Consider the following 25,954-nt stretch of genomic DNA (forward strand, 5'->3'; position numbering starts at 1 on the left):
ACCATTCATCTATGATGCTGAATTTTAGCTTTCAAGCCTGAAATTTCAGTATACTCCAAGGTTTTTACACTTCCAAGTCTACTCACACACCTGACTTTTGTTCACAATCACACCACGAACGGAACCCTATTACCAATTCACTTCCATATGTCGATTACTGTTTTTTGGCAATCGACTTCGTTGCTTTTTACTGCAGTTTTCTCTACATCTTAATGTCACCATACATATGTATACATACATGAAATGTAAAGATACCTTTGTTCTTCCATAATTTTTGTGGAAAGGGGTTTGATATGAATCGTATGGCTTTGGTTTTTCCTGGACAAGGATCTCAGTATGTAGGAATGGGGGCTACATGGCATAGCGGCTTTGCAGAAGCGGATCGCTTATTCGAAGAGGCTGCTGATATTTTGGGATATGATCTGAAAGCTTTATGCATAGCAGGTCCGATGACCAAGCTATCCAGAACATTCTATACGCAGCCCGCACTTCTCACGATCAGTGTCATTGCATTCCGGCGTTATATGCATGAAATCGGAATTATCCCTGAATTTTCAGCTGGTCATAGCCTAGGTGAATATTCAGCGCTGGTAAGCAGCGGTGTTCTGTCCTTTGGAGACGCTTTACGATTAGTCCAAGAGCGGGGACGCTTTATGGAAGAAGCCGCAATGACAAAGCTGGGCAGCATGATTGCCATTCGCGGAGCTGAGCTGGGCGAAGTGGAAGAATGCTGTCGTTTGTACTCCACAGTCGATCAGCCTGCAGCCATTGCATGTTACAATTCACCTAGCCAATACGTCGTTTCAGGTCATCATACCTCTGTCGCTTTGGCAGCTGACGAGTTAGAACAGCGAGGAGCCCAAATTACGCGGTTGCAGGTCAGCGGCCCTTTTCATAGTCCGCTTATGCAGCCTGCTGCGGACAGACTGGCCGCAGAGCTGCAAAAGTACACTTTAAATGAAGCGAAATGGCCCGTGATCTCCAATGTGACCGCTCAGCCATACCGCGATCTTGACAGCATACGCCAAGGATTGATTTTGCAAATGACTCACCCGGTTCGATGGGTTCAAACCGTGCAATATATGATGAATCATGGCGTAAAACAAGGCATCGAGTTAGGTCCACGAACAGTGCTGAAAAATTTAGTGAGGGAAATAAGCCCTAATATCGAAGTGTTGTCCTTGGACAGAGACTTGGATCGCTTTGAACTGGGCAGCCGTTTCTCGATCCGTGATTGGATTGCCTGTTCCCTGTCACTAGCAGTGTCTACTCCCAACGCCAATTGGAATGAAGATGAGTATCGAAAGGGTGTTATTTTACCTGTGCGCAGACTGGAAAAATTACTGCGAAACTTGGAATCAGGCAGCAGTTCGCCTCCTGCTTCTGAGCAAAGACAGGAAATACTGGAGTGTATTTGCCTTGTGTTGCAAACCAAACAGGTCTCCGAAGGAGAGCGGAAAGCAATGCTAGAGCAATTGAGGAGGGATCAGGATGGAGCAGTTTAAAACCTTAATTGAAATCATTCAGGACCGTGCAAGCCGGGATGAGAACGGAATCATTTTTATTTCCGGTGATAAACAAGAGGAATACGTATCCTACAGGAAACTTCTGGAGCAAGCATTACAGGTGCTTTATGAATTACAGGAACAAGGAGTAAAACCCGGCGATGAGCTGATCATACAGATCGACGACAACCATAACTTTTTGAATGTATTTTGGGGTTGCCTGATTGGTGGAATCGTTCCTGTACCTGTAAGCATAGGGAATAATGATGAGCATAAAATGAAATTGTTTAAAATCTGGAACACACTCTCCCGCCCATATATGGTTGCAGATGAGAAGGTATTAGAGCAGCTTGAAAAATACGCGCAACAGCACGAGCTGCTGGATTCCTTTGAGCCGGTTAAAAAAGCGACTTTTTCAAGCCATAGATTCGATTATTCCACTCAGAATAAAGGCGTATTTCATATATCCAAACCGGAGGAGCTAGCTTTTATCCAATTCTCCTCGGGTTCTACAGGCGATCCCAAAGGAGTCATGCTGACGCATGAAAATCTAGTTTACAATATCCGGGATATTGCAAATCAAACAGACATGAGCTCCAAGGATGCTTATTTGGGCTGGATGCCGCTTACGCATGACCTGGGATTGATCGCATTTCATTTAACCTGTGTGATTGCTAATGCCAAACAGCTGATTATGCCGACGGCACTTTTTATCAGGCGTCCGTCTTTGTGGCTGAAAAAAGTATCGGAGCATAAGGTTACTCAAATATGCTCTCCCAATTTTGGATATAAATTTTTTCTCGATCAGTATAAACCTGAAACAGCAGCTAACTGGGATTTGACGAGTGTTCGTATGATTTTAAATGGAGCTGAGCCAATATCTGTAGAGCTTTGTCATGTGTTTATGGATGCAATGAGTGTTCATGGTTTGAATAAAAATGCCATGTTACCCGTCTACGGGCTGGCAGAAGCGAGTGTAGGTGTTTCCTCTCCGCCTCTGGACAAAAACACTTTTATTCCCATTCATTTGAACCGGCACCAGTTACACGTTGGTGAGCCTGTCGAAGAAGTGGACAAGTCTGACAAGCGGTGTCTTACTTTTTTGGATTTGGGTTATCCATTGGCTAATACCTCTGTCCGTATTTGTGATGAACAAAATCAGGTGCTTGATGATGGGGTGATTGGATACACGCAAATCCGCGGCAAAAATGTTACATCCGGATATTATAACAATCCAGAAGCTACCGCAAAGGTTATAACGGAGGATGGCTGGCTTATCACTGGAGATTTAGGGTTTATGCGAAACGGACGCCTGACTATTACCGGTAGAGCCAAGGATATCATTTTTGTGAACGGACAGAATGTCTACCCACATGATATTGAGAGAATCGCCGAGGAACTGGATGGTGTGGAACTCGGAAAAGTAGCTGTGTGCGGTGTACATGATACGCAAACAAGGCAGGATCGTATTATAGCCTTTGTAATGCACGCAAAAAAAATAGAGCATTTTGTACCGCTTGCCCAAAAGCTGAAAAGCCATCTGAATTACCGGGGAGGCTGGCATATTCACAAGGTGGTTCCGATCCGGCGTATACCTAAAACAACCAGTGGAAAGGTTCAGCGCTTCAAATTAGCCCAGAGTTATGAGCAGGGCGAATTTGATGAAATATTGACAGCACTGGCCGAGGCTGTTCGGGTCACACAATCAGCTGAGCGTGCGGTCTTGCCTCAAGGAGAAGTAGAGAAGAAGCTGATTGGAATATGCCAGGATATTTTAAATATAAAGTCGATCGGGACAGACGACAGCTACTTTGATATCGGAGTAACTTCCTTGCAGCTTGTTCAAATTGTGGACCAATTGGAGGATCAATTAGGGATTCATATTGAGGTGACGGACTTCTTTTCCTATCCGACCATCGCCAAGCTGGCTGCGTATATCTCCAGTCAAAATCTAAGCGGAGATGCAACTGCAACAGCAGAGTCCAAAGCCAAGGAAGAAGCAAATGTCCGAGATATCGCCATCATCGGCATGTCAGGCAGGTTTCCTCAAGCGAAAACATTGGAGCAGTTTTGGGCGAATGTAGCATCAGGCGCTGATAATATCGGCCCGTACAGCGACGAAAGAAGAAAAGATGCCGAAGCTTTTCTTTCGCGTCTGAATACGGAAGGACGGAATATGCAAATTGCAGAAGGCGGTTATCTGGATGAAGTAGACAAGTTCGATTACTCCTTCTTTAAACTGACTCCAAGAGAGGCTTCGCTCATGGACCCGAACCAACGGTTATTTCTAGAAACAGCCTGGAGCACGATTGAGGATGCAGGGTATGGGGGAAAGCAACTGGCAGGCCAAAAGGTCGGCGTATATGTCGGCTTCTCCAAGACCAGCTTTGAATATGAGCGTTTGTTGTCCGAGGTAGAACCAGGCGCGTTGCCGAACTTTGCCATTGGTAATTTACCGTCCATTATTTCCAGCCGGATTGCATATTTGCTCGATCTGAAAGGTCCGGCAGTAACAATTGATACAGCATGCTCTTCTTCACTCGTTGCAGTGCATTTGGCCTGCAAGTCCATCCTTAATGGAGACTGCGACATGGCCTTGGCAGGTGGAGTGAAAACGATTTTGCTGCCGCTGAAAGCCGGTATTGGCATGGAATCCTCCGATGATCGGGCACGCGCCTTCGACGACCAGTCGGACGGAACAGGCTGGGGTGAAGGAGTTGGTGCTGTTTTCCTGAAACCGCTGCGCAAAGCGGAACAAGACGGCGACCACATTTTAGCCGTGATCAAGGGTAGCGCCATCAATCAGGACGGCAGCACGATTGGTATTTCCGCGCCTAATGCGCTGGCTCAGGCAGAAGTCATTTTGCAGGCGTGGCGCGATGCACGGACTGATCCTGAAACGATCAGCTATATCGAAGCGCATGGAACCGGAACCAAATTGGGCGATCCGGTTGAGATTGACGGCATTACCAAGGCTTTCCGCAAGCATACACAGCGTAAGCAGTTTGCGGCGATCAGCACGGTCAAAACGAATATCGGTCATTTATACGAAGCCGCCGGGATTGCGGGCTTGATCAAATCCGTGCTGTCCATGAGGCACCAGCAAATTGCGCCGCTTGTTCATTTTCGCACACCAAACCAGAAGATTCATTTTGAGGAATCCCCGGTATATGCCAATACGAAGCTGAGGGAATGGAGGACGGACGGATTCCCGAGAAGAAGCGGGGTGAGTTCCTTTGGATTCAGTGGGACGAACTGCCATGTGGTGCTGGAGGAGTATATAGAGAAGACAAAACCAGATCCAAGTCCAACGGGCAGCAACAATAAATCATCACCGCTGCTGTTGACCCTGTCGGCGCGGAGTGAATCCTCTTTGCGCCAGTTGGTCGGACGATACGCAGAACAGTTCGGGCGCGTGGAAGAGATCGTGATGGAGGATGTATGCTATACGGCTAACACAGGCAGAAGCCATCTGAATCACCGGATTGCTGTGACTGCTGCAGGAGCGGATGCGTTAAAAGCGAAGGTGCTTCAGTTGCATGAACAAGGCAGAGTCGTCGAAGGTGTATACACTGGAATAGCGGATAGCATAGGCAGCGCAGAGATGGTCACTGGAAGCTTGGACACGCTCCAATCCCTGGAGCAGCTGTCTGCCAAGTATGTGCAAGGAGCGCAGATCAATTGGAATGCCCTCTATGCAGGTAAGCGTTATAAAAAGGTTTCTCTGCCTACGTATCCATTCGAACGGAAAAGATGCTGGATTAACGTGCCTGAACAGGTTCGAGCGGAACAGAAAACGTCAGTTCATGAAAACTCAACAGTAAAGGAGTCTGGAATGATGGGGAACGAGTATTCAGCGCCAGCATCTGCTGCCGATGATCAGCATAAATCATCTATACTTCTAAAGCTAGCGAAAATGATCGGTAACGTGTCCCAGCTCAGCCTGGAAGAACTGGAGCCGCAGACACATTTTCTCGAGCTTGGGTTGGATTCCATTAATTTGTCCCAGGTTCGCCACAGTATCAAGGATACCTTCGGACTGGACATTCCAATGAACGAATTTTTCGAATCGTTGACCACGCTGGAACGGTTGGCCAGCTACGTAGCCGAACGGGCGAGCATTTCTACTTCTGTTGAACTCCCGGGTCAGTCTATGGAAAATCGTCCAGAAGCAACGCTGAAACAGTTTCATCATGCAGCTTTTCCGTTAAGCCAACCGACTCTTAAATCCGCCGTTCCGGCTGGACCCACACGGGCTCCAAACTTTCCAATCGCTACAGCTCCTACGGCTGTAGAGCGAATTGTGCAGCAACAGCTGCATCTGATGTCACAGCAGCTTGACATTCTCCAGCATCAGCCGGCTACATCCGTAATAGCTTCCGAGTCATTAAGCCCTCAAACAAGCGCCTCTCCATCGGGAATTAGTGAAAGCACGCAGATCATCCATACTGAACCGAAGCAGAAAGTTGCGGCTGGATTAGCACCAGTTCCATCCGTAAAGGCTGCTTCCAAGCAGGCAGGACATGAAGCCAAGCCGTATACGCCCTATAAAAAGCTGGATGTTAAAGCAAGTGAATTGCTTTCACTCCGTCAGGAACAACACCTGCAAGAGCTGATAGAGCGCTACACGGCCCGTACGTGCAGCACCAAAAAATACACTCAGCAATACCGCTCCGTATACGCAAATAACCGGAATGTGGCTGGCTTTCGGCCTGTTTTGAAGGAAATGGTGTACCAAATTGTATCCCAACGTGCAGACGGGGCTAAAATCTGGGATTTGGATGGCAATGAATATATCGATTTGACGATGGGCTTTGGCGTAAATTTGTTCGGGCACAATCCGGCCTTTATTCGTGAAAAAATTGAGGAAGAGCTGAAGCACGGCATGTGTATCGGCCCCATGTCCAACATAGCCGGACAGGTGGCCGAGCGAATATGCAAGATGACCGGGGTGGAACGGGTTGCCATGTATAATTCCGGCACCGAGGCCGTTATGGTCGCGCTCCGTTTGGCGCGTGCTGCCACAGGACGAGCTAAAGTCGTCATTTTTGCTGGCTCGTATCACGGTACATTCGACGGGGTGTTGGCACTGGGGAGTGCGGGTGACAACAAGGAACATTCGACGCCTCTAGCTCCAGGCATCTTGCAGCATATGGTAGACGATGTCGTCGTGCTTCCTTATGGGACGGACGATTCCCTGAATTATATTCGCACTCATGCGCATGAATTGGCCGCGGTCATGGTGGAGCCGGTGCAAAGCCGCCGACCCGATTTTCAGCCCAAAACTTTTTTACAGGAAATTCGCCAGATTACGGAACAGTCGGGCACTGCCTTCATTTTTGATGAAGTCATCACAGGCTTTCGAATTCAGCCTGGAGGGTCTCAAGCGTGGTTTGGAGTACATGCGGATCTCGTGACCTACGGTAAAATCATTGGCGGTGGGCTACCTATTGGGATCGTTGCCGGAAAAGCCGCCTTTATGAACGGGATTGACGGAGGCACATGGAGATTCGGGGACGATTCCTATCCACAGCATGAGCAGCAGCGAACCTTTGTCGCAGGAACTTTCTGCCATCATCCGCTGGCCATGGCTGCATCTTTAGCGGTGCTGAACCATTTGGAGAAAAATGGCGAGCAGCTGCAAAATCGGTTGAACAGCCTTACCTCGGCGTTAGCGGCGGAGCTAAACAGCTATTTCACTGACGAACACGTACCTATGAAGATCGTTCACTTTGGCTCCCTTTTCCGCTTTGTGCTCAAGGGCGATCTGGAGTTGTTCTTTTATCACATGCTGGACAAAGGCATCTATATTTGGGAAGGACGCAACTGCTTCATGTCCACGGCCCATACCGAGGAAGATATAGCGAGAATCGTACAAGCCGTCAAGGATAGCGTGGACGAGCTGCGCAAAGGTGGCTTTTTACCGGACCCGCCCCCGAATGGGAACAGCCCGGGGCCGGGCAGGCAGCCTATAATGGAACCTGCAGAATCTTCAGCTGCAGACACTGTTATTGCGTTAACGCCAGATCAAAAACAGCTTTGGTTCGCCTCTGTTTCAGAACGCGGCGATTCTCTATCTTTACACGAAACCGCCTTGTTGCGGTTTCGTGGTACGCTTCAGCAGCAGGCGTTCAACGAGGCTGTCCAGACCATTGTAAACCGTCATGAAGCCTTACATATCTATATGAGCGGAGATGGAGAAACTCAGGTGATCGCTCCTGAGATGAAAGTGGAAGTCCCGCTCTATGATTTTACCACTCACCATCCCGATGAACAGGAGCAGCATCTCCGGGCATGGATGATCAAGAACAGCGAAACCCCGTTTAACATGATACCAGGTGAGCCACTATTCCGGATTCACCTACTAAAAATATCAGATGAGGAGCATCTGAGTGTCTTTACGTTCCATCATTTTATCGCGGATGGTTGGTCAATCGGTGTATTTATTGAGGAACTGGAACACATCTATTCTGCGCTTGTCCGGCATGCTGACTACAACCTTCCTGAACCGATACCTTTTCGGAATTATGTGGTTTGGCAGCAGGACCAGTTGAAAGCAGGAAAGGAAGAGGCCCTGGCTTTTTGGTCGGCGATGCTGGAAAAACAGCAGCCTGTCCTCCAGCTGCCATCTCCAGTGAGGGGAGTGCAGATTCTGTCCTCTAGAGGAAGCAGACATGCCCTAATTCTTGAGACGCCGCTTGTTAAACAATTGAGGTCTGCTAGCATAAAGCTTGGCAGCAGTCTTTTTATAACGCTGTTATCCGCCTTTCAGATTTTTCTGCATCGCCTGACAGGGCAGCGGGAAATAACGGTGGGGGTTCCCACCGCAGGACAATCCCATATGGACGCATTCTCTTTGATCGGCAACTGTGTCAACCTGCTTCCGGTCATCAGCGAAGTGCGTCCTGATTCTACTTTTATGGAGCATGCTCACACGGTCAAAAAGCGCATGAATGAACTGGAAAGCTATCAAAAGTACAGCTTTGCCGGACTCGCTCAGCTGGGGCTAAAACATTTACCTATCATAAAGGCTGTATTCAATATGGATCGACCGATTCCGCGTTTTCAATTCCATAAACTGGAGACGGAGCTCGTTGAACATGAGGTATCATTCAGCAAATATGAGTTGTTTTTGAACGTGACAGAGACGCAGAAGCAATTACGTCTTGATTTTGACTATAATGCAGATCTTTTTCAGCCAAACATAATCTTGGCCTGGTCAGGATATTTCCTGAATCTGCTGCATTCCCTTGTAGAGGAAGAAGGGGCTCGCGTTTCCGCGCTGACGTTACTCCGTGCGTCGGAGACCGAAAAACTTCGAGCAGCATGGGCAGCGAATACCGATGCCAATGGAAACTATCTTTGCGCCCTTGATGCGTACAAGCATTTGGCGCCTGTCGGGACAGCAGGGGAGGCGTATCAAGCCTCAGCAGCAGGTCTGTTGGGAACGACCCAGGAATGGGTTTATGTGGAGAACGATGGTAAGCTGCGGCATATCGGAAATTTGAATCGGGTCATCCATATTCGCGGGCATCAGGTTAATCTGGAGCAGTTGGAGAAACACCTGCTGCAGGTTCTCCAATTGGAGTCCTGCGTCATTACACCGCAAACGGACGAAACTGGAATCGTCTCATATATAAGCGCCTATGTGGTCGCAAACGCATCGAAGCCTTGGGAAGCAGACGCATTAAAAAAGGCTGTAATTGAAATGCTTCCAGATTATACGCAGCCCCGTTTTTGGATTCTGATGGATCATATTCCTCTTCTGCCGAATGGCCAGCCTGATCTACAGGCTTTGCCAGCACCGGGACAAGCAGGCGTATTCGCTAAAACAGGCATCGCTTCAGAGAACCGAGGTATGGAAGATCAACTTGTGGACATTTGGAAGGACGTTCTGAATGTAACGGATATCAGCCATGACGATAACTTTTTTCAACTGGGCGGTGATTCGCTAAAAGCGACGGTGATTCTGTCGAGAGTCGGTAAGGAATTGGGGGTACACATTCCGCTTAGCCGCATTTTTGAGCTGCAAACGATTGCTGATCTGACTGCATATATTGCGGGTGGGAGCAAGAGGGCCTACGAACCGATTGTAGCTGTGAACAGACAAGCCTTTTATCCGGTATCTTTTGCCCAAAAGAGAATGTACGTGCTTGAACAGCTAGGAGCCGGAATGGCCTATCATGTCCCTGGCCAGCTTTTCATAGAGGGAGCTCTGGAGGTTCCCCGCTTCATTGAAGCCGTTAAGGAAGTTATTTCTAGTCATGAATCTTTTCGGACATACTTCGATCTGGAAGACGGGGAAGTGGTGCAAAAAGTTCGGGACACCATTCCATTCGATATCCCGCATACCCGTATTTCCAAGGAAGAAGCAAAACAGGCCAGGACCTTGTTTGTTCAGCCTTTTCAGCTGGGAACAGCTCCTTTATTCCGCGCCGAACTGCTCGAATTTATCGAAGGTGGCTTCAATCTGCTCGTGGATATACATCATATCGTGTCTGATGGTTTTTCCATGGCTGTACTGCTTAATGAAATCATTCAACGGTACCAGGGTAGACAACTTGCGAACATTCAGCTTCATTATAAAGACTTTGTTGCTTGGCAGAAGCAGCAAATAACTGATGAGGCATGGAAAGCGCATGAATCATATTGGCTTCAGAACTTGAATGGGGAGCTTCCTATTCTAAATATGCCAACAGACTTTCCACGTCCGCAAGTACAAAGCTTTGAAGGTGACAGCTTGACCGTCACATTGGAATCCAAACTAGCGAGCAGACTCTATAAATTGGCCCAGGATACAAAGTCCACGATCTTTATGGTGCTTTTGGCGGTTTATAATGTCCTGCTGGGCAAATATGCGGGTCAAGAGGACATCATCGTAGGTACACCTGTTGCCGGAAGACGGCATGTAGACACGCAAGCGATGATTGGCATGTTCGTCAATACGCTGGTGCTTCGTAACCAGCCGCAATCTTCTTTAACGTTCCAATCCTTTTTGCAGGAGGTTAAGCAAAACTTGCTGCTGGCACTGGAGCATCAGGAATACCCGTTTGATAAGCTTGTAGACAAGCTGGAACTGGTACGCGATGTAAGTCGAAATCCGATATTCGATACGATGTTCAGTTTGCAAAATGTCGGCACAGATATTGTGGAAGCAGGAGGTATTCGTTTTAAACCGGAGGAATTCAACGCGGGCATATCCAAGGTGGATTTTTCATTGCATGTGACCGAAGAAAAAGAACGATTGTTCTTCACTTTAGAATATGGCACAAAGCTGTTTAAACCGGAGACCGTCCGGCGGCTGGCAGAGCATTTTGTACGAATTTTGGAAAAAGTAACGCAGGATGCAGGGATGCGGTTGGCCGATATTACGATTATTTCAGATGAGGAGAAGCAATTACAGCTAACCGTATTTAATCGTACCGTCGTACCTTTCCCGTTTAATGAGACAGTACACGGGCAGTTTGAAAAGCAGGTTGAACAGACGCCGAGTCATACAGCATTGGTGTTCGGAGATCAGCGTCTGACCTACCGGGAGTTGAATGAACGTGCTAACTCACTGGCACGGGTGCTTCAAGCGAATGGTGTAGGACCCGATAAGCTAGTCGGTTTGATGGCGCCGCGTTCAGCGGAAATGATGATCGGCTTGCTTGCCGTGCTAAAAGCAGGTGGTGCTTATGTGCCTATCGACCCTGAATATCCGTCAGCCCGTATCGAATATATGCTGAGTGACAGTGAGGCTGCCGTACTCCTGACCAGCCACGATCTGGCAGGAGAACACCATTATAACGCCAACATTCTGTTTATTGAAGATGAGGAATTATATCAAGGAGAAAAGACCAATCTGGAAGTTACGACTCAGCCGGAGCATTTAGCCTACGTTATCTACACCTCTGGCTCAACCGGAAATCCGAAAGGAGTGATGCTCCAGCATCGCTCGGTGCTGAATTTTATCACTGGGATGCGTGAAGTGATTGACTTTGCAGCGAATAAAACGATTTTATCGCTAACTACCATATCGTTTGACATTTTCGTTTTGGAAACGATTCTGCCCCTGTTGGGCGGCATGACCGTCGTGCTGGGCGATCGTCATCATCAGGTCGATCCTCAGACACTTGGCGAATTGATTACTACACTCCACGTTGACATGCTGCAAATGACACCATCCCGGCTGCAATTGCTGCTGGGCCATGAGGAAGCTTTCCGTGCGCTGCAAGGTGTGCAGGAGATTATGGTCGGGGGAGAAGCGCTTCCGTCTAGGCTGCTGGAAGCATTGCAGAAATTGAACGGTCCCCGCATTTATAACATGTATGGACCTACGGAAACAACAGTTTGGTCGGCAGTGCAGGAACTTACCCATGCCAAACAGATCGACATTGGGCGTCCTATCGCGAATACGCAAATGTATGTCATAGATGCGCAGGATAGATTACAACCCATCGGCATACCGGGCGAGCTATGCATTGCAGGGGAAGGGCTAGCCCGCGGCTATTGGAACCGCGAGGAGTTGACGGCGGAAAAATTTGTGGTTAATCCATTCTCCACAGGCACACGAATGTACAGAACGGGTGACCTGGCTCGCTGGAAAGCAGATGGGAACCTGGAGTTTATCGGCCGAATCGATCATCAGGTAAAAGTACGCGGATTCCGGATTGAGCTGGGCGAGGTTGAACATGCCTTGATGAGCCATTCTGCAGTTCAGGAGGCTATTGTCACTGTCAATGAAAGCCAAAATCATGAATCCGTACTATGTGCCTACATTGTACTGAATACAGAAGAAGCACCTAGCTTGACGGCCATTCATGAACATGCTGCCAAACTGCTCCCCTATTACTCGGTTCCGTCTCACTTCGTTTTTCTGGATCAGATACCGTTGACACCGAACGGCAAAACTGATCGAAAAGCATTGCCAGAGCCTGAAGAGCTATCCCGGCCGGGTGTGGCCTATGCAGCGCCACGAAATGATGTGGAAGAGGCTTTGGCCGCCGTATGGCAAGATGTTTTGGGACGCGATCAGGTAGGCATTCAGGATAACTTCTTCCTGCTCGGAGGCGACTCTGTTAAAGCCGTTCAAGTCATCGCGCGTATGCGTCTTCACGGGTATTCGCTGGATATCCGGCACGTATTGGAGCATCCGTCCATTGAAATCCTGAGCGGCTATGCAGAAGCACTGGCCCTTCCGATTGAGCAAAGCCCAGTAGATGGGGAGGCGCCACTGACACCGATACAACGACATCTAATCCATTGGTTCGAACGGTGTTCAGCATCCGAGGCACTTCCTGCTACAGCGTCAGTACTACTGTTAGCAAAGTCGGGCTTTGAAGAGCCGCCCTTGCGTGCCGCATTGAAGAAAATTGTAGAGCACCACGATGCTCTGCGCCTTGGCTTATTACAAGAGGCTGACGGATCAGTTGTGCAAACTCACAAAGAGTTGAATGAGGAGCTAATGACTTTGGAGGTGCTGTCGATAACGGGAACGGAAAGCGAAGCACGCAGCCAATTGGCAGCTGAATGTCAACGTCTTCAAAGCAGCCTGCGGCTGTTTGAAGGACCGCGAGTTCGAGCAGGGCTTTTCCGAATGGGTAGCGGTGATCATCTTTTCCTTGCTATAGACCCGCTAGTGGCTGACGCCATTTCATGGAATATTTTGCTGGAAGATCTGGCAACAGGCTACAGGCAAGCGCTGGACAAGGAAACGATTGTCTTACCGTACAAAACGAACGCTTACCAAACGTGGGCAGAGCATCTAGAGCATTATGCGAATAGCAAAGAGCTGCTCAAGGAGCAGGATTATTGGAACAAGATAGAGGTCTCTGAGTGGGGGACGCTTCCCAAAGACCATGGAGTCATTACGGATTCTGGATCGGAGAGACCGACACACCAGCTCCACCTGCAATTATCACCAGACGAAACCCGGCAACTGATGACACAAGTTAATCATGCCTACAACACCGTGCCAGATGAAGTGCTGCTGTCCGTACTAGGTCAGACAGTATCCGAATGGTCAGGACTAGAACGGATTGCGCTCTGCGTGGAAAAGCCGGTCCGAGAGCCGGGGGAACAGAGTTCGCTGGATTTCTCTAGAACGGTGGGGCAGTTTACGTCCGTGTATCCAGTTGTACTGGACATCAAATCTGCAGATGATATTTCGATGCTGCTCAAACGTGTGAAGGAGACCATTCGACAGGTTCCCAACCAGGGGCTGGGCTACGGTGTATTAAAATATCTGACCGAAGTCAGTAATCAAACGAATTCCAGCATTTCTCGTTATCCGGAAATCGGGTTCCGTTATATAGACTCCGTGGACCCGGAAACGGTATATTTTTCAACATCGCCGCTGGAAGCTGAGGTGGCATCAGGTTCCCAAGCTGCAAATAGCGCTTCACTTTATGCTCTCTATATAAGCAGCCGAATGGAAGATGGAAAATTAAACATCCGACTAACCTATGACCGAAATGCATGCGAAGAGTGCACGATCAAGCAGCTTCTCTCTCGCTTTAAAACTCACCTGTTAAATGCCATCCGTCATTGCCTGGATCACTCCGGTCAGGAACTGACACCAACAGACGTAGGCGCGGATGATCTGGACCTGGAAGAGTTTGAAGAGATGAAGCACTTCTATGAAAGCCTATAATATTCGGCCGAGGGGGAAATCCGATGAGTAAAAGCCTTGAAATCGAAAAAGTGGCTAATTTAACGCCTTTGCAGGAGGGGATGCTCTTTCATACAGTGATGGAGCCGGAATCACAGGCTTACTATGAGCAAGTACGAATGACCATCCGGGGTGAACTGAACCTGGAGGCTCTGCAAAAGAGCTTCCAGACTCTGGTGCAGCGTCATGAGGCGCTTCGTTCGAATATTTATCATCAAAGCGCCTCCCGTTCGCGGCTCATCGTGTTTAAGGAGCGAAATGCGGTGCTTCGTTACGAGAATTTGATAAATATTCCCGAGGCAGAGCAAGCTGCAGCCATTCGCAGCTATGCAGACACAGATCGGAACCAGCGTTACGATCTGAGCAAGGATTTACTCATTCGTCTGACGGTGCTTCAAACCAAAACGCACGTATATACGCTACTTTTAAGCTTTCATCATATAATTATGGACGGTTGGTGCCTCGGCATCGTTATGGAAGAGCTGTTCGCGGCTTATGAAGCACTGAAAGCGGGTAAGACTGTACAACTGCCGACACCGCAGCCTTATACGGGCTATGCCCGTTGGCTGGATAAGCAGGATAAGAAGGCGGCGAAGGAGTACTGGCAGTCCATTCTGAACAGCTATGATCAGCCAGCCGTGCTGCCAACCCTGCCTGTAGCACATTCACTCCTGGCAGATACCGGGTACCTGCTGCATGAGCATAAAATAACACTCACGGATGAAACAACCCGTCATTTGCGAACGGTGGCAGAACACAACGGCACAACTCTTAGCAGTCTGTTTCTGGCCGCATGGGGAGTGGTGCTTGGAGGATACAACCAAAGTGAAGACGTCGTTTTCGGCACCGTTGTTTCCGGTCGGCCGCCGGAGCTTGCAGGTGTAGAACAGATGTTGGGACTTTTCATAAACACCATACCGGTACGAATCAAATGGGATGCAGACCAGCCGTTTTCAAGTCTGCTTCGTGAAGTGCAGCGCAACATGGTTCAATCGCGAGCATATGACTATTGTTCACTCGCTGAAATACAGGCCCAGTCTGTGCTCAAGCAGCAACTTATGGATCATTTTGTTGTATTTGAAAATTACCCACTGGAGGATATAGTTGGTCGGCCTGATTTGCAGGAACGGCTTGGATTTGTCGTAGAGGACGCCCAGTTATCTGAAGAAACGCCTTACCACTTCAATATCGAAGTAGAAGACGGAAAAGCACTGGGCTTTATGCTGTCCTACAACAGCTATGTCTACAGCGATGAAGCCATGAAACGGTTAGCCGGACATTTGGAGCACGTACTCGTTCAGATTGCACATGCACCTGAACTCCCGCTGGAGGACATTCGCCTGCTGACTGCTAGCGAGAAGGCTGAGCTCACCAATGTATGGAGCGGACCAGTTGCCGCCTATCCTGCTGGGACGTTCCATGGAATATTTGAGGCGCAGGCAGAACGTGTCCCGGAACAGACTGCTGTTATCTACGAAGATACCGCACTGACCTATCATGAGCTGAATGAGAAAGCCAATCTGCTTGCTCAAGCGCTACAAAGCCGCGGGGTCGAACACGAGCATCTCGTCGCCGTGATGCTTGAGCGTTCAGCAGATATGATTATCGCTGTGCTAGGCATTATGAAAGCGGGAGCTGCCTACGTACCTGTCGATCCGACCTACCCGAAGGAGAGAATTACTTACATGCTGCAGGATAGCAGGGCTACGATTATGCTCACGCAATCTTCTCTGACTGAACTACTGGCAGATGTGGATTTTGCAGGTGAAGTGCTGGATTTGCCAGTATTACTTCAACAAGCTTCGCAAGCGGAGCAGGCCTACCAACAGGGGCCCACTTACACACCTATCCATGATCCTGAGGCTTTGGCTTACGTCATTTACACATCGGGAACGACGGGCAACGCCAAAGGCGTGATGATCGAGCATCGCCATTACGTAAATACGGCGTGGGGCTATAGGGAAGCTCACCAGTTAAAAGAATTTCCAGTCAAGCTCCTTCAGATTGCCAGTATGTCGTTCGATGTCTTTGCAGGTGATCTGGCCAAGACATTTGTGAACGGGGGCACCATGGTCATCTGCCCGCAGGATGTGCGCAACGATCCTCCAGCTTTGGCCCAGGTCCTCGAGCAGCATAAAATTACGACGTTTGAAGCTCCGCCAGCCTTGTTGACGCTGCTTATGGACTATGTTTATGAACACGGTACAGATGTCAGTGCCATGAAGCTGCTTACTACAGGCGCGGACAGCTTTGGCGTTGATAATTATCGGACACTTTTGAATCGCTTCGGTGATACGATGCGCATCATGAATACCTATGGTGTAACCGAAGCGGCAATTGATTCCAGCTTTTATGAAGAAACTGCTGAACGTCTGCCTTCATCCGGTATCGTCCCGATTGGAAAGGCACTGCCCAATCATAAAGTATATATCCTGGATGAGGCTTTGCGTTCGCTCCCGATCGGTGTAACCGGGGAGCTGTGCTTGGGCGGTGCCTCAGTAGCCCGCGGATATTTGCACCGTCCTGACTTGACGGCGGAGAAATTTGTACCGAATCCTTTTGTGAACGGAGAGCGTCTGTACCGCACCGGAGATCTGGCACGCTGGCTGCCGGATGGCAACATTGATTTCATCGGCCGAGTTGACTTTCAGGTGAAAATTCGTGGCTACCGGATCGAACCTGGGGAAATTGAGTCGGCCTTACTCCAATTAGACGAGGTACGCCAAGCGGTAGTTACGGATAGAACGGATAAGACCGGACAAAAGTATTTGTGCGCCTACGTAGCAGGAACAGCCGACAAATCCTTCCTGCGGACAGAGCTGGCCAAGCAGTTGCCGAGCTATATGGTGCCCCAACATATTATCGTGCTGGATCAACTGCCTTTGACCCATAACGGCAAAATTGATCGCCATGCGCTCCCAGAACCCGAAGGTTTTGTGTTGACCAATATCGAATATGAAGCGCCGAGGAGCGAATTGGAGCAGACACTCGCTTCCATCTGGGAGGAAGTTCTTGGCGTTAAACCGATTGGCCTGCGCAACAACTTTTTCGAGCTTGGCGGAGATTCTATCAAAGCACTGCAAATTGCAGCCCGGTTGAATGCAAAGGACCTCAAAATGGACATGAAGGATTTGTTCCGTCATCCGCAGATTGATTTGATCGTTCCTTATATTAAGACAATAACACGGATCATCCCGCAAGGAGCAGTCCAAGGTGCAGTGGAGCTGACGCCAATCCAGTGGGAATTTTTTGAGTATCATCAAACCGAACGTCATCATTACAATCAGGTTGTCATGCTCCAGAACACCGAAAGATGGAATGAAACCTGGCTGAGAAGCGCCATGGATAAGCTGACCACGCACCATGATGCCTTGCGAATTACCTTTGATGAGCGAGAAAAAGAACCTGTCGCCTATAACAGAGGCACAGCCGAAGGTGAATGCTTCACATTGGAAAGCTACAACTTATTACATGCTGATCAACCTGAGGCAGAAATCTTACAATTGGCTGACGCGTTACAACGCGGCTTTGATTTGCGTAACGGCCCGCTTGTGCGTTTGGCTTTATTCCGGCTGCAGGAAGCCGACCATTTATTAATCGTCATTCACCATCTTGTCGTAGACGGTGTATCGTGGAAAATTCTGTTGGAAGACCTGGAAAAAGCCTATCAGCAGGCTGCTAACGGTCAAAAGCTACAACTGCCTGCCAAAACTGATTCCTATAAGGAATGGGCAGCACGTTTATCCAAGTACGCGCATAGCGCGCAGGTGCGTCAGGAAATAAACTATTGGAATGAGGTAGAAGCCCGTGAGATACGTCCTCTGCCAAAAGATCATGAGGTTTCGGTTAGCCTCATCCGTGACGCACACCAATCAGAAGTGACACTCAGCCGGGAAGAAACTGAAAACCTGTTGAAACACGCGCACCATGCCTACAATACAGAAATAAATGATATTTTACTGACGGCGCTAGGATTAGCTTTTTATGAATGGAGCGGACATGCTGAAATTGCAGTCCAGGTGGCTAGTCATAACAGGACGGATTGTATTAAAGACATTGACGTATCCCGTACAGTTGGACGGTTTACGTCCGTATATCCGTTTGTGATACATGTGAGCAAGCCCGAAGATCAGGCCTATCAAATCAAGCTGGTTAAAGACAATTTGCGGCGTGTACCCAACCAGGGTGCTGGCTATGGTATTTTACGCTATTTGACCAACAGGGAGCAGCAGGATAAAACAACCCTTTTTTCTGCCAAGCCACCTGAGATTAGCTTTAGCTTTGACGAAGAAACCAGAGAAGGTACAACATGGCGTACCTCGGCACTATCCATGTTTGCCGGTTCTGCAATCAGCCCTCTGACTGAAAAAGCACCCGGCTTTGGTATTCATGGTGTGGTGGCTAAGGAGAGACTCAGCATTGTATTCGAATATAACGCGCATGAATATGAAGAATCGACGGTGACGCAACTTACAGCCAGCTTTAAGAATCATCTGATCGAACTTATTCGCCATTGCTGTGCTAAGGAAACAGCAGAACAAAGCCCGACGGATTTTACATATGGGCAATTGTCTTTGGACCAGTTTGAAAATATTGCAAACCGTTTGACAGATAAGCTGTTAAACCACCAAGTGAAAATTAAAGACCTCTATCCGCTTTCCCCGATGCAGGAGGGAATGCTATTTCATGCCATAGCTGATGAAAAGTCAGAGGCTTATTTCGAACAAACGATTATTACCATTCATGAAGCTATGGATACCGACCTAATCAGCCGAAGCCTACAAAGGCTGATTGACCGCTATGATATTTTCCGTACGGTATTCGTGTATAAGGAGACGGATCGTCCGCTTCAGGTTGTACTGGAGGAACGATCAGCTACTCCTGTGCATACCGAAGATGTGCGCGGTCTACCAGAGGCGGAAAAGCAGAGACGACTTCAAGCCATTTTACAGGAAGAGCGGCAGAGAGGTTTTGACCTGGAGAAGGAAGTTCTTATCCGGTTAGCGCTTGTGCAGTGGGATGAGGATATCTCGAAGCTTATCTGGATTTCTCATCATATAATTATGGACGGCTGGTGCCTGCGAACGGTAGCCAAAGATTTTTTTGAAATTTACACATCACTTCGGGACGATACGCCTTTAACATTAGAGCCCGTCTATCCATTCAGCAGCTTTATTCAGTGGTTGAAAAGACAAAATAAAGAGGAAGCAGCAGCATACTGGAACCATTTTGTGGATGATTTTGAAAATGAAACCGTCGTGCCCGGCTATACCCGCTCCGTTGATTCTTCGTTTCAGGCAGAGCAGCTCATATGCACATGGGGAGAGCAGCTGACCCAAGGCATGGAACAAATCGCGAAGCAAAACCGTGTCACCGTCAGCACCTTATTTCAAACCGTATGGGGCTTGTTACTACAAGCGTACAACAATAGTAATGATGTCATTTTCGGGTCCGTTGTGTCGGGCAGACCTGATGAAATCCCTGGGATTGAAAATATGATCGGATTATTCATTAATACCATACCTGTACGTATTAAAAGCTCCGCAGAACTTCGGTTTTCCGACTTGCTTACGTCTATACAGGATTCCTTGATGGAGTCCAATCGGTATTCCTATTTTTCCTTGGCTGATATTCAAGCCCATAGTGTACTAAAACAAAACCTGATCCAGCATATTGTTGCCTTTGAGAATTTCCCCGTTTCGGAAGAACTTGTGGACACGGAAGTAAAATCCAAATCTCTCCGTGTTGGTAAAGTTGAGGATATTGAACAGACCAACTATGATTTAAATGTAATTGTCATGCCTGGGCGCGAGCTGGAAATCAAATTTAGTTATAATGCATTGACGTATAACAAAAATGCGATCAAACAATTGGCTGCCCACCTCATCCAAATCATGGAGCAAGTGATTCAGAACCCAAATATCCGGGTTTCGGAGATTGATCTTTTGACGGCAGAGGAAAAACAACAGATTTTGTTTGAATTTAACGATACACGAAGACCGTACCCATCGGATCACACTATACATCGCGCCTTTAAAGAACAAGCAGAGAAAACACCGGAAGCAGTGGCGGTTTTATTTGAAGATTGTGAGCTAACCTACCGCGAATTAAATATAAAAGCTAATCAACTGGCCTCGAAACTGCGGAAACTGGGCGTTGTGTCAGAAACCATCGTAGGCATCTTGACTGAACGTTCACCGGAAATGATTATCGGTATTCTTGGTATTTTGAAGGCGGGTGGAGCCTACTTGCCGCTGGAACCTTCTTATCCGCAGGAACGGATTATGTTCATGCTTCAGGATAGCGGCAGCGAAATTTTGCTAACCCTGTCCGGCAAGGGAAAACAGATGAACACTTTCAATTTCTCGGGTATGGTTCTGGATCTGGCAGACATCAACTCCTACGATTCAGACGACTTCATTCTTTCTGAATCGATGACGGCAGACGACCTGGCGTATGTCATGTATACATCCGGTTCAACCGGGCGTCCCAAGGGTGTCATGATTGAACACCGGAATGTCATACGGCTAGTGAAGAACACCAATTACATGCCGTTTGCCGAGAACGAACGCATTTTGCTAACAGGGGCGCTCGTGTTCGATGCCTGTACTTTTGAAATTTGGGGAGCTTTGCTGAACGGATTGCGCTTGTACATTGTACCGGAATCCGTAATCTTGGATGCTGTTCAGCTTGGTGAAGCGCTGGATCGATATCATATTACAACGATGTGGATGACATCGCCTTTGTTTAATCAGCTCACCCAGCATAAACCAAATCTCTTTGCTTCGCTAAATCACCTGCTGGTGGGCGGGGATGTGCTTTTATCCGGGATCATTAATACAGTGAGATCACATTCTCCGGGACTGAACGTTATCAACGTTTATGGCCCTACGGAAAACACCACCTTTTCTACTTATTTCCCGATTGATAAGGAATATAACAGCATTCCTATTGGTCGTCCAATTGGCAATTCAACCGTTTATATTTTGGACTCTTCAAGCAGGCTGCTTCCTATTGGTGCTCAAGGAGAAATATGTGTTGGCGGGGATGGTCTCGCGCGTGGCTACCTGAACCGGGATGATCTGACCCAGCTAAATTTTGTCCCTAATCCATTCATTCCGGGCGAAAAAATGTATCGGACAGGTGATTTGGGCAGATGGCTACCCGATGGCAATCTGGAGTATCTCGGACGGATAGACCAGCAGGTTAAAATCCGCGGATTTCGTATTGAACCTGGGGAAATTGAAACCCAGCTCATGAGGCATGATGCAGTTCAGGAGGCGCACGTAACGGTAAAAAGCACAAACGATGGTCAAAAAACGCTCTGTGCTTATATCTCAACCGACGTACCGCTATCTAAGAGTGATATGAAGACCCATTTGACTGGCCAGTTGCCGGATTATATGATTCCTGCCCAGTATGTGTTCCTGCGGGCTTTTCCTCTGACAACGAACGGTAAAATCGACCGCCAAGCATTGCCTGAACCAGAAATGGCCAGCGGTACCGATATGGAATATGTTGCTCCGACTAATGAAGTGGAACAACAGTTGGCGGACCTGTGGCAAGCAGTGCTTGGCGTTGAAAAGGTCGGCATTGACGACGGCTTTTTCGAGCTTGGAGGTCATTCATTGAAGGCCATTCAACTGGTATCCAAAATGCAGGAATCGAACATTCCACTGGATATACATCAATTGCTGCGATATCAAACGATCAGAAACCTGGCCAAGCTATTACAACGTGGTGAAGAGGGCGGAGAGAACACGGATACGCTTATTGCGAAAACTCAGGAGGTTGAGCAGGCAATTGCCGATGCGTTTGGTGTACAGGCATGGCTTCATTTCGTATCCGCCGATAAGCAAGACTATTTGTTCCTGCAAGTTAAGCCTTTTCACACAGAACAAGTTCAGGCAATCACAGCATTTATCCAATCTCGTATCCATCCAGACCTTCATCCCCATTATATCGTTCGCTGGGGAACCGACGAACCAGATAGAATTTTTGGGACTCTACCAACTAACGAAGAACAAGAAACCTTACTTAAACTACAAGCCGATGAATGGCTTGCTAGCATTGCCGAGTCAAATATAAGCTGGAATACCAATATATTAAGTCTAAATGCTATTGGGTGCTATCCGCTTGCACCAGCTCAGCAGTATCATTTGCAGCATTTTACAGGCTCGGGCATGGCAATACAGTTAGATAGCTACTTGGACACCGAGCGTTTGACCGCAACAGTTCAGCGGCTTCTTCACCGCCATGAATTGCTAAGAAGTGTGCTTGTTCAATCGTCCAGAGCATGGGAATGGGAGCTGCATCCAGCTCCAGAGCATCTTTCTATACCGATTGTTGATCTCTCGGATCAGCCGGTACAAGCACAACGTAGGCTACTTTTATCTATCGCTTCCAGCCTGTTTTTAGAACCTTATGAACTTACACAATCGTTGCAGTACCGGATTGTCCTGGTTCGCTTAAATTTGCGTGAACATCTGTTGTTATTTCCTTGCTCGCACATCATCTTTGATGCTACGAGCAGCGACATCTTACGCAGACAGCTTCTTGATGAATATCATCACCCGCAACAGGAATATACGATAGAAGAGGTGCAGTACCGGGATTATGTGAACCATATCCGTCAAGGCCCTCAAGGAATCAGAGATCAGGAAATCAGCGAGCAATTCGAACTTCAGAGATTTGGTGAGAATAATGAACGTATCCACGCGCTGACCGAAGAACGCAACTATGCTGACACTACTAGATATCGCTGGACGCTGAATTTAGACGGAATTTCAGAGCAGCACGGCCCTGCGATGATGTGGGAGATTTCGCTTCAAATGGCTGTACGTTTTTTCAGCAGCTATTTCGAAGGCTCTGATGTTCCGCTTTGGCTTACTAATTATGGAAGACAATATGGCGACCGGAATTATTTTGGAATCGTAGGCGAGTGTATTGATCATATCCCCGTTGTACTGCAGGAAGATGACATGGAACCCTATGAAAAGAGCATCCATACCCATCTGGACTTTGCTTCACGCTATCATTTGAACTTTTTCAACCTGATCTTCAATGCGGAAATGGAGGAAGCTTACCCGGTATCCAGTAGCTTTTTGAAAAAGGGACTTGGGCAGCTGCCCATCGTATTCAACTATTTAGGTGAGGGACGCGATGATGCAGAATTGCTCGACAATCTATATACTGAAAGCACACAGACTAATGTCAACAAGGTTATTTTCTTCGAGTCAGAGCATGTAGGGGATATTCTGAAAATTTCACTTACTATTCCATATAAAGAAAACCGGCAGTATATCCATCAAATCTTCCAGACTGCTAGTGACAGGCTTTTGAATGCTTTGACTATTTTGCAGTAAGAAGATGAAGATGTGAATCTATTGTTTAAGGATAGCCGTTTTATCCGTTTCTTCGCATCTCGTACTTCTGCCAATATCGCGGACAGCATTTATTCTATCGTCCTGCTGTATTTTGTTCAGCAATCGACACAATCGGTGGTGATGCCCAGCTTCACGTATACGGCCGTATCTGCGGCGTCGATTTTCAGCTTTCTCGGGGGTCCTTTGGTGGACCGTTATTCACCGCCTTTGTTAGCCAGCATCGCTTTATTTACGCAGGCTGTGTTAATTTTGGCCGTCCCGTTTCTCATTCAGGGCGGGATGGCCAATCTGATCGCTATTCTTGTTATTGTATTCATTGCATCATGCTGCCGCAACTGGTAGACTCGCAAAAGTATATTAAAGCAGCTCGGAGGTGCAAAAGTGCAAAAAAAGATATTAGTAGTAGATGATGATAAAGATATAGTAAAACTCATAACAAAGAGTTTAAGTTATGAGGGATTTGAAACGATTCCAGCATATTCTGGGAAAGAAGCCTTATGTGCATTGAAAGAAAATCACATTGATTTCATCATTCTTGATATAATGATGCCTGGTATGAATGGTCTTGATGTCTGCCGAAGCATCAGAAATTCTTATAATGCTCCAATTCTGTTTTTAAGCGCTCGGGATAAGGATATTGATAAAATCGTTGGGCTCGAAATAGGGGCAGATGATTATATGACAAAGCCCTTTAGCATTCAGGAGCTTACTTCCAGGATAAGGGCCAACTTCAGAAAAGTTGACAGACTGCTTAAAGAGTGGAATGAACTTAGTCCCAATAGAGAAAGGACTGATTCTCCTCTCATCTTGAATGATAAGACCTTTGAAGCATTTCTAAATAACAGAAAGCTTAACTTATCAACAAAGGAATTCCAAATATTGTCCATGCTCATGCATAACCCCAATAATGTATTGACTCGTGAGCGGATATATGAATATGTCTGGGGAGACGAATACGGAGAATTAAATACCGTAACGGTTCATATAAAAAATATCCGTAAGAAACTTGGTCCTGAATATGACTTTATTAAAACAATTTGGGGCATCGGATATAAGTACAAGGAAAGAGAGTAATGGTATGAAACTGAAAATAAAGCTGCCTTTACTGTTCCTAGTGATGTTTATAGTTTTTATGGTTTCAATTGGAATCTATTTAAAGTTTATCTTTGCAGCATATTCACCTATATCCAGTTCATTACTGAATCCCTCATATATAGGATTACTCTTTCCTATATTTGCTATTGCCTGTTTCATCTTTATTATTTTGATTATGTATATTTATTTTTTTATAGAAAAACCAATCGGACTGCTTAATACCAGATTGGAAAGAATAAATATTGTGCATCCATTGCCTCCACTTGCATTAAGGAGTAATGATGAAATTGGAGACCTTTATAATCACTTTAATAAGATGGAAAAGAGGCTCCAACTAGCACACAAAGAGCAAACGGATATCATTGCTGCCATTGCTCACGATCTAAAAGCACCATTAACATCTATTAATGGTTTTGCTGAACTGTTAGCTATGCAAAAGGGTCTATCAGAAAATGAAAAGCAGGAATATTATGAGTTGATACAAAAAAAGTCAAAATATATGGCTGAACTCATCAATGACTTTGTAAGCTTCACCAAAGAGAAACAGGATTTAGAATCCATGACTGTGAAACCCGTTGATGCATCAAAATTATTTGAAAACATTGCCCTAGAATATGAATATGAGCTATCAGGACTTGACTGTGAGCTTGTTTACAAACATTTATTCACGGGAAATGTAATGCTTATGGTCAATGAAATTATGATAGGTCGGGTCTTTGGTAATCTCTTCAGTAATGTTGTAAGATATGGAAGGAAAAATGAGTTAAAAGTGTATATGACTGGATACTCACAAGGTTCTTATGCCTATATTGAAATTGAGGATAATGGGACTGGAGTGCCGGATAAGGATATCTCTTCACTATTTCTTAAATTTTTCACTGTGGATAAATCCCGGCAAATTGAAAATGGCGGGATAGGGCTTGGACTTGCAAGCTGTAAATCAATTATTGAACATCATGGTGGAGAAATCTATGCATATTCTTCTGAGTATGGCGGTCTGGGCATAAAGTTCAGCCTTCCACTTGCAAAACACTAATTTTATTTTTTTACAATAATTTAGAGGCCGCTGCTGGTTGAAAGTACAGAACATAGGCAGTGGCCTTTTTGCTTTTTAGTACTTTATGATTTTTTATATTCTCTTTATAAAGTTTTATTTTCCTTTTAGAGAAGCTTTATTTTTATATCTTAAAATTTACTTGTAGCTTAAACACTACAAGTAAATTGATAGGAGGAAATGATATGGTAGAAAATCAAGTTTGCGGCACCGACATAGATAGGTGCTACCATTTCGAAACATACACCCTTGCTTAATCAGA

6 protein-coding genes are annotated in these 25,954 nt (G+C 46.9%); all 6 read left to right on the forward strand.

Going from position 1 to position 25,954, the window contains the following annotated elements:
- The first annotated feature begins 293 nt into the window (after positions 1 to 293).
- The 6 genes from fabD to PPM_RS12465 are packed head-to-tail and all read left to right on the forward strand — an operon-like array spanning position 294 to position 25,674.
- A complete protein-coding gene (gene fabD / locus PPM_RS12440) occupies positions 294 to 1,505 on the forward strand; it encodes an ACP S-malonyltransferase (protein ID WP_013371224.1) in 1,212 nt (403 codons plus the stop codon).
- A complete protein-coding gene (locus PPM_RS12445; protein WP_013371225.1) occupies positions 1,492 to 14,139 on the forward strand; it encodes a non-ribosomal peptide synthetase in 12,648 nt (4,215 codons plus the stop codon). Before fabD ends, PPM_RS12445 begins: the two co-directional genes overlap by 14 nt.
- Positions 14,140 to 14,162: 23 nt before the next feature.
- Complete coding sequence (locus PPM_RS12450) at positions 14,163 to 23,522, forward strand: non-ribosomal peptide synthetase (RefSeq protein WP_013371226.1); 9,360 nt, start codon at positions 14,163 to 14,165, stop codon at positions 23,520 to 23,522.
- Between the two features lie 12 nt (positions 23,523 to 23,534).
- Entirely contained in the window at positions 23,535 to 23,885 is a 351-nt protein-coding gene (locus tag PPM_RS12455) for a hypothetical protein (RefSeq protein WP_014599764.1), read from the forward strand.
- 39 nt (positions 23,886 to 23,924) lie between these two features.
- Positions 23,925 to 24,617: a response regulator transcription factor gene (locus PPM_RS12460; RefSeq protein ID WP_013371228.1), complete on the forward strand. Its 693-nt coding sequence runs from the start codon at positions 23,925 to 23,927 to the stop codon at positions 24,615 to 24,617.
- A gap of 4 nt (positions 24,618 to 24,621) precedes the next feature.
- Positions 24,622 to 25,674, forward strand: coding sequence for a HAMP domain-containing sensor histidine kinase (locus PPM_RS12465; protein WP_013371229.1), 1,053 nt, complete (start codon positions 24,622 to 24,624; stop codon positions 25,672 to 25,674).
- The last annotated feature ends 280 nt before the right edge of the window (positions 25,675 to 25,954 follow it).

The organism is Paenibacillus polymyxa M1, from assembly GCF_000237325.1.
Lineage (GTDB): Bacteria > Bacillota > Bacilli > Paenibacillales > Paenibacillaceae > Paenibacillus > Paenibacillus polymyxa_C.

Bases quoted from the DNA above. Each gene is read 5' to 3' on its own strand.
- fabD (WP_013371224.1), top strand. From the start codon at position 294: ATGAATCGTATGGCTTTGGTTTTTCCTGGACAAGGATCTCAGTATGTA.
- PPM_RS12445 (WP_013371225.1), top strand. From the start codon at position 1,492: ATGGAGCAGTTTAAAACCTTAATTGAAATCATTCAGGACCGTGCAAGC.
- PPM_RS12450 (WP_013371226.1), top strand. From the start codon at position 14,163: ATGAGTAAAAGCCTTGAAATCGAAAAAGTGGCTAATTTAACGCCTTTG.
- PPM_RS12465 (WP_013371229.1), top strand. From the start codon at position 24,622: ATGAAACTGAAAATAAAGCTGCCTTTACTGTTCCTAGTGATGTTTATA.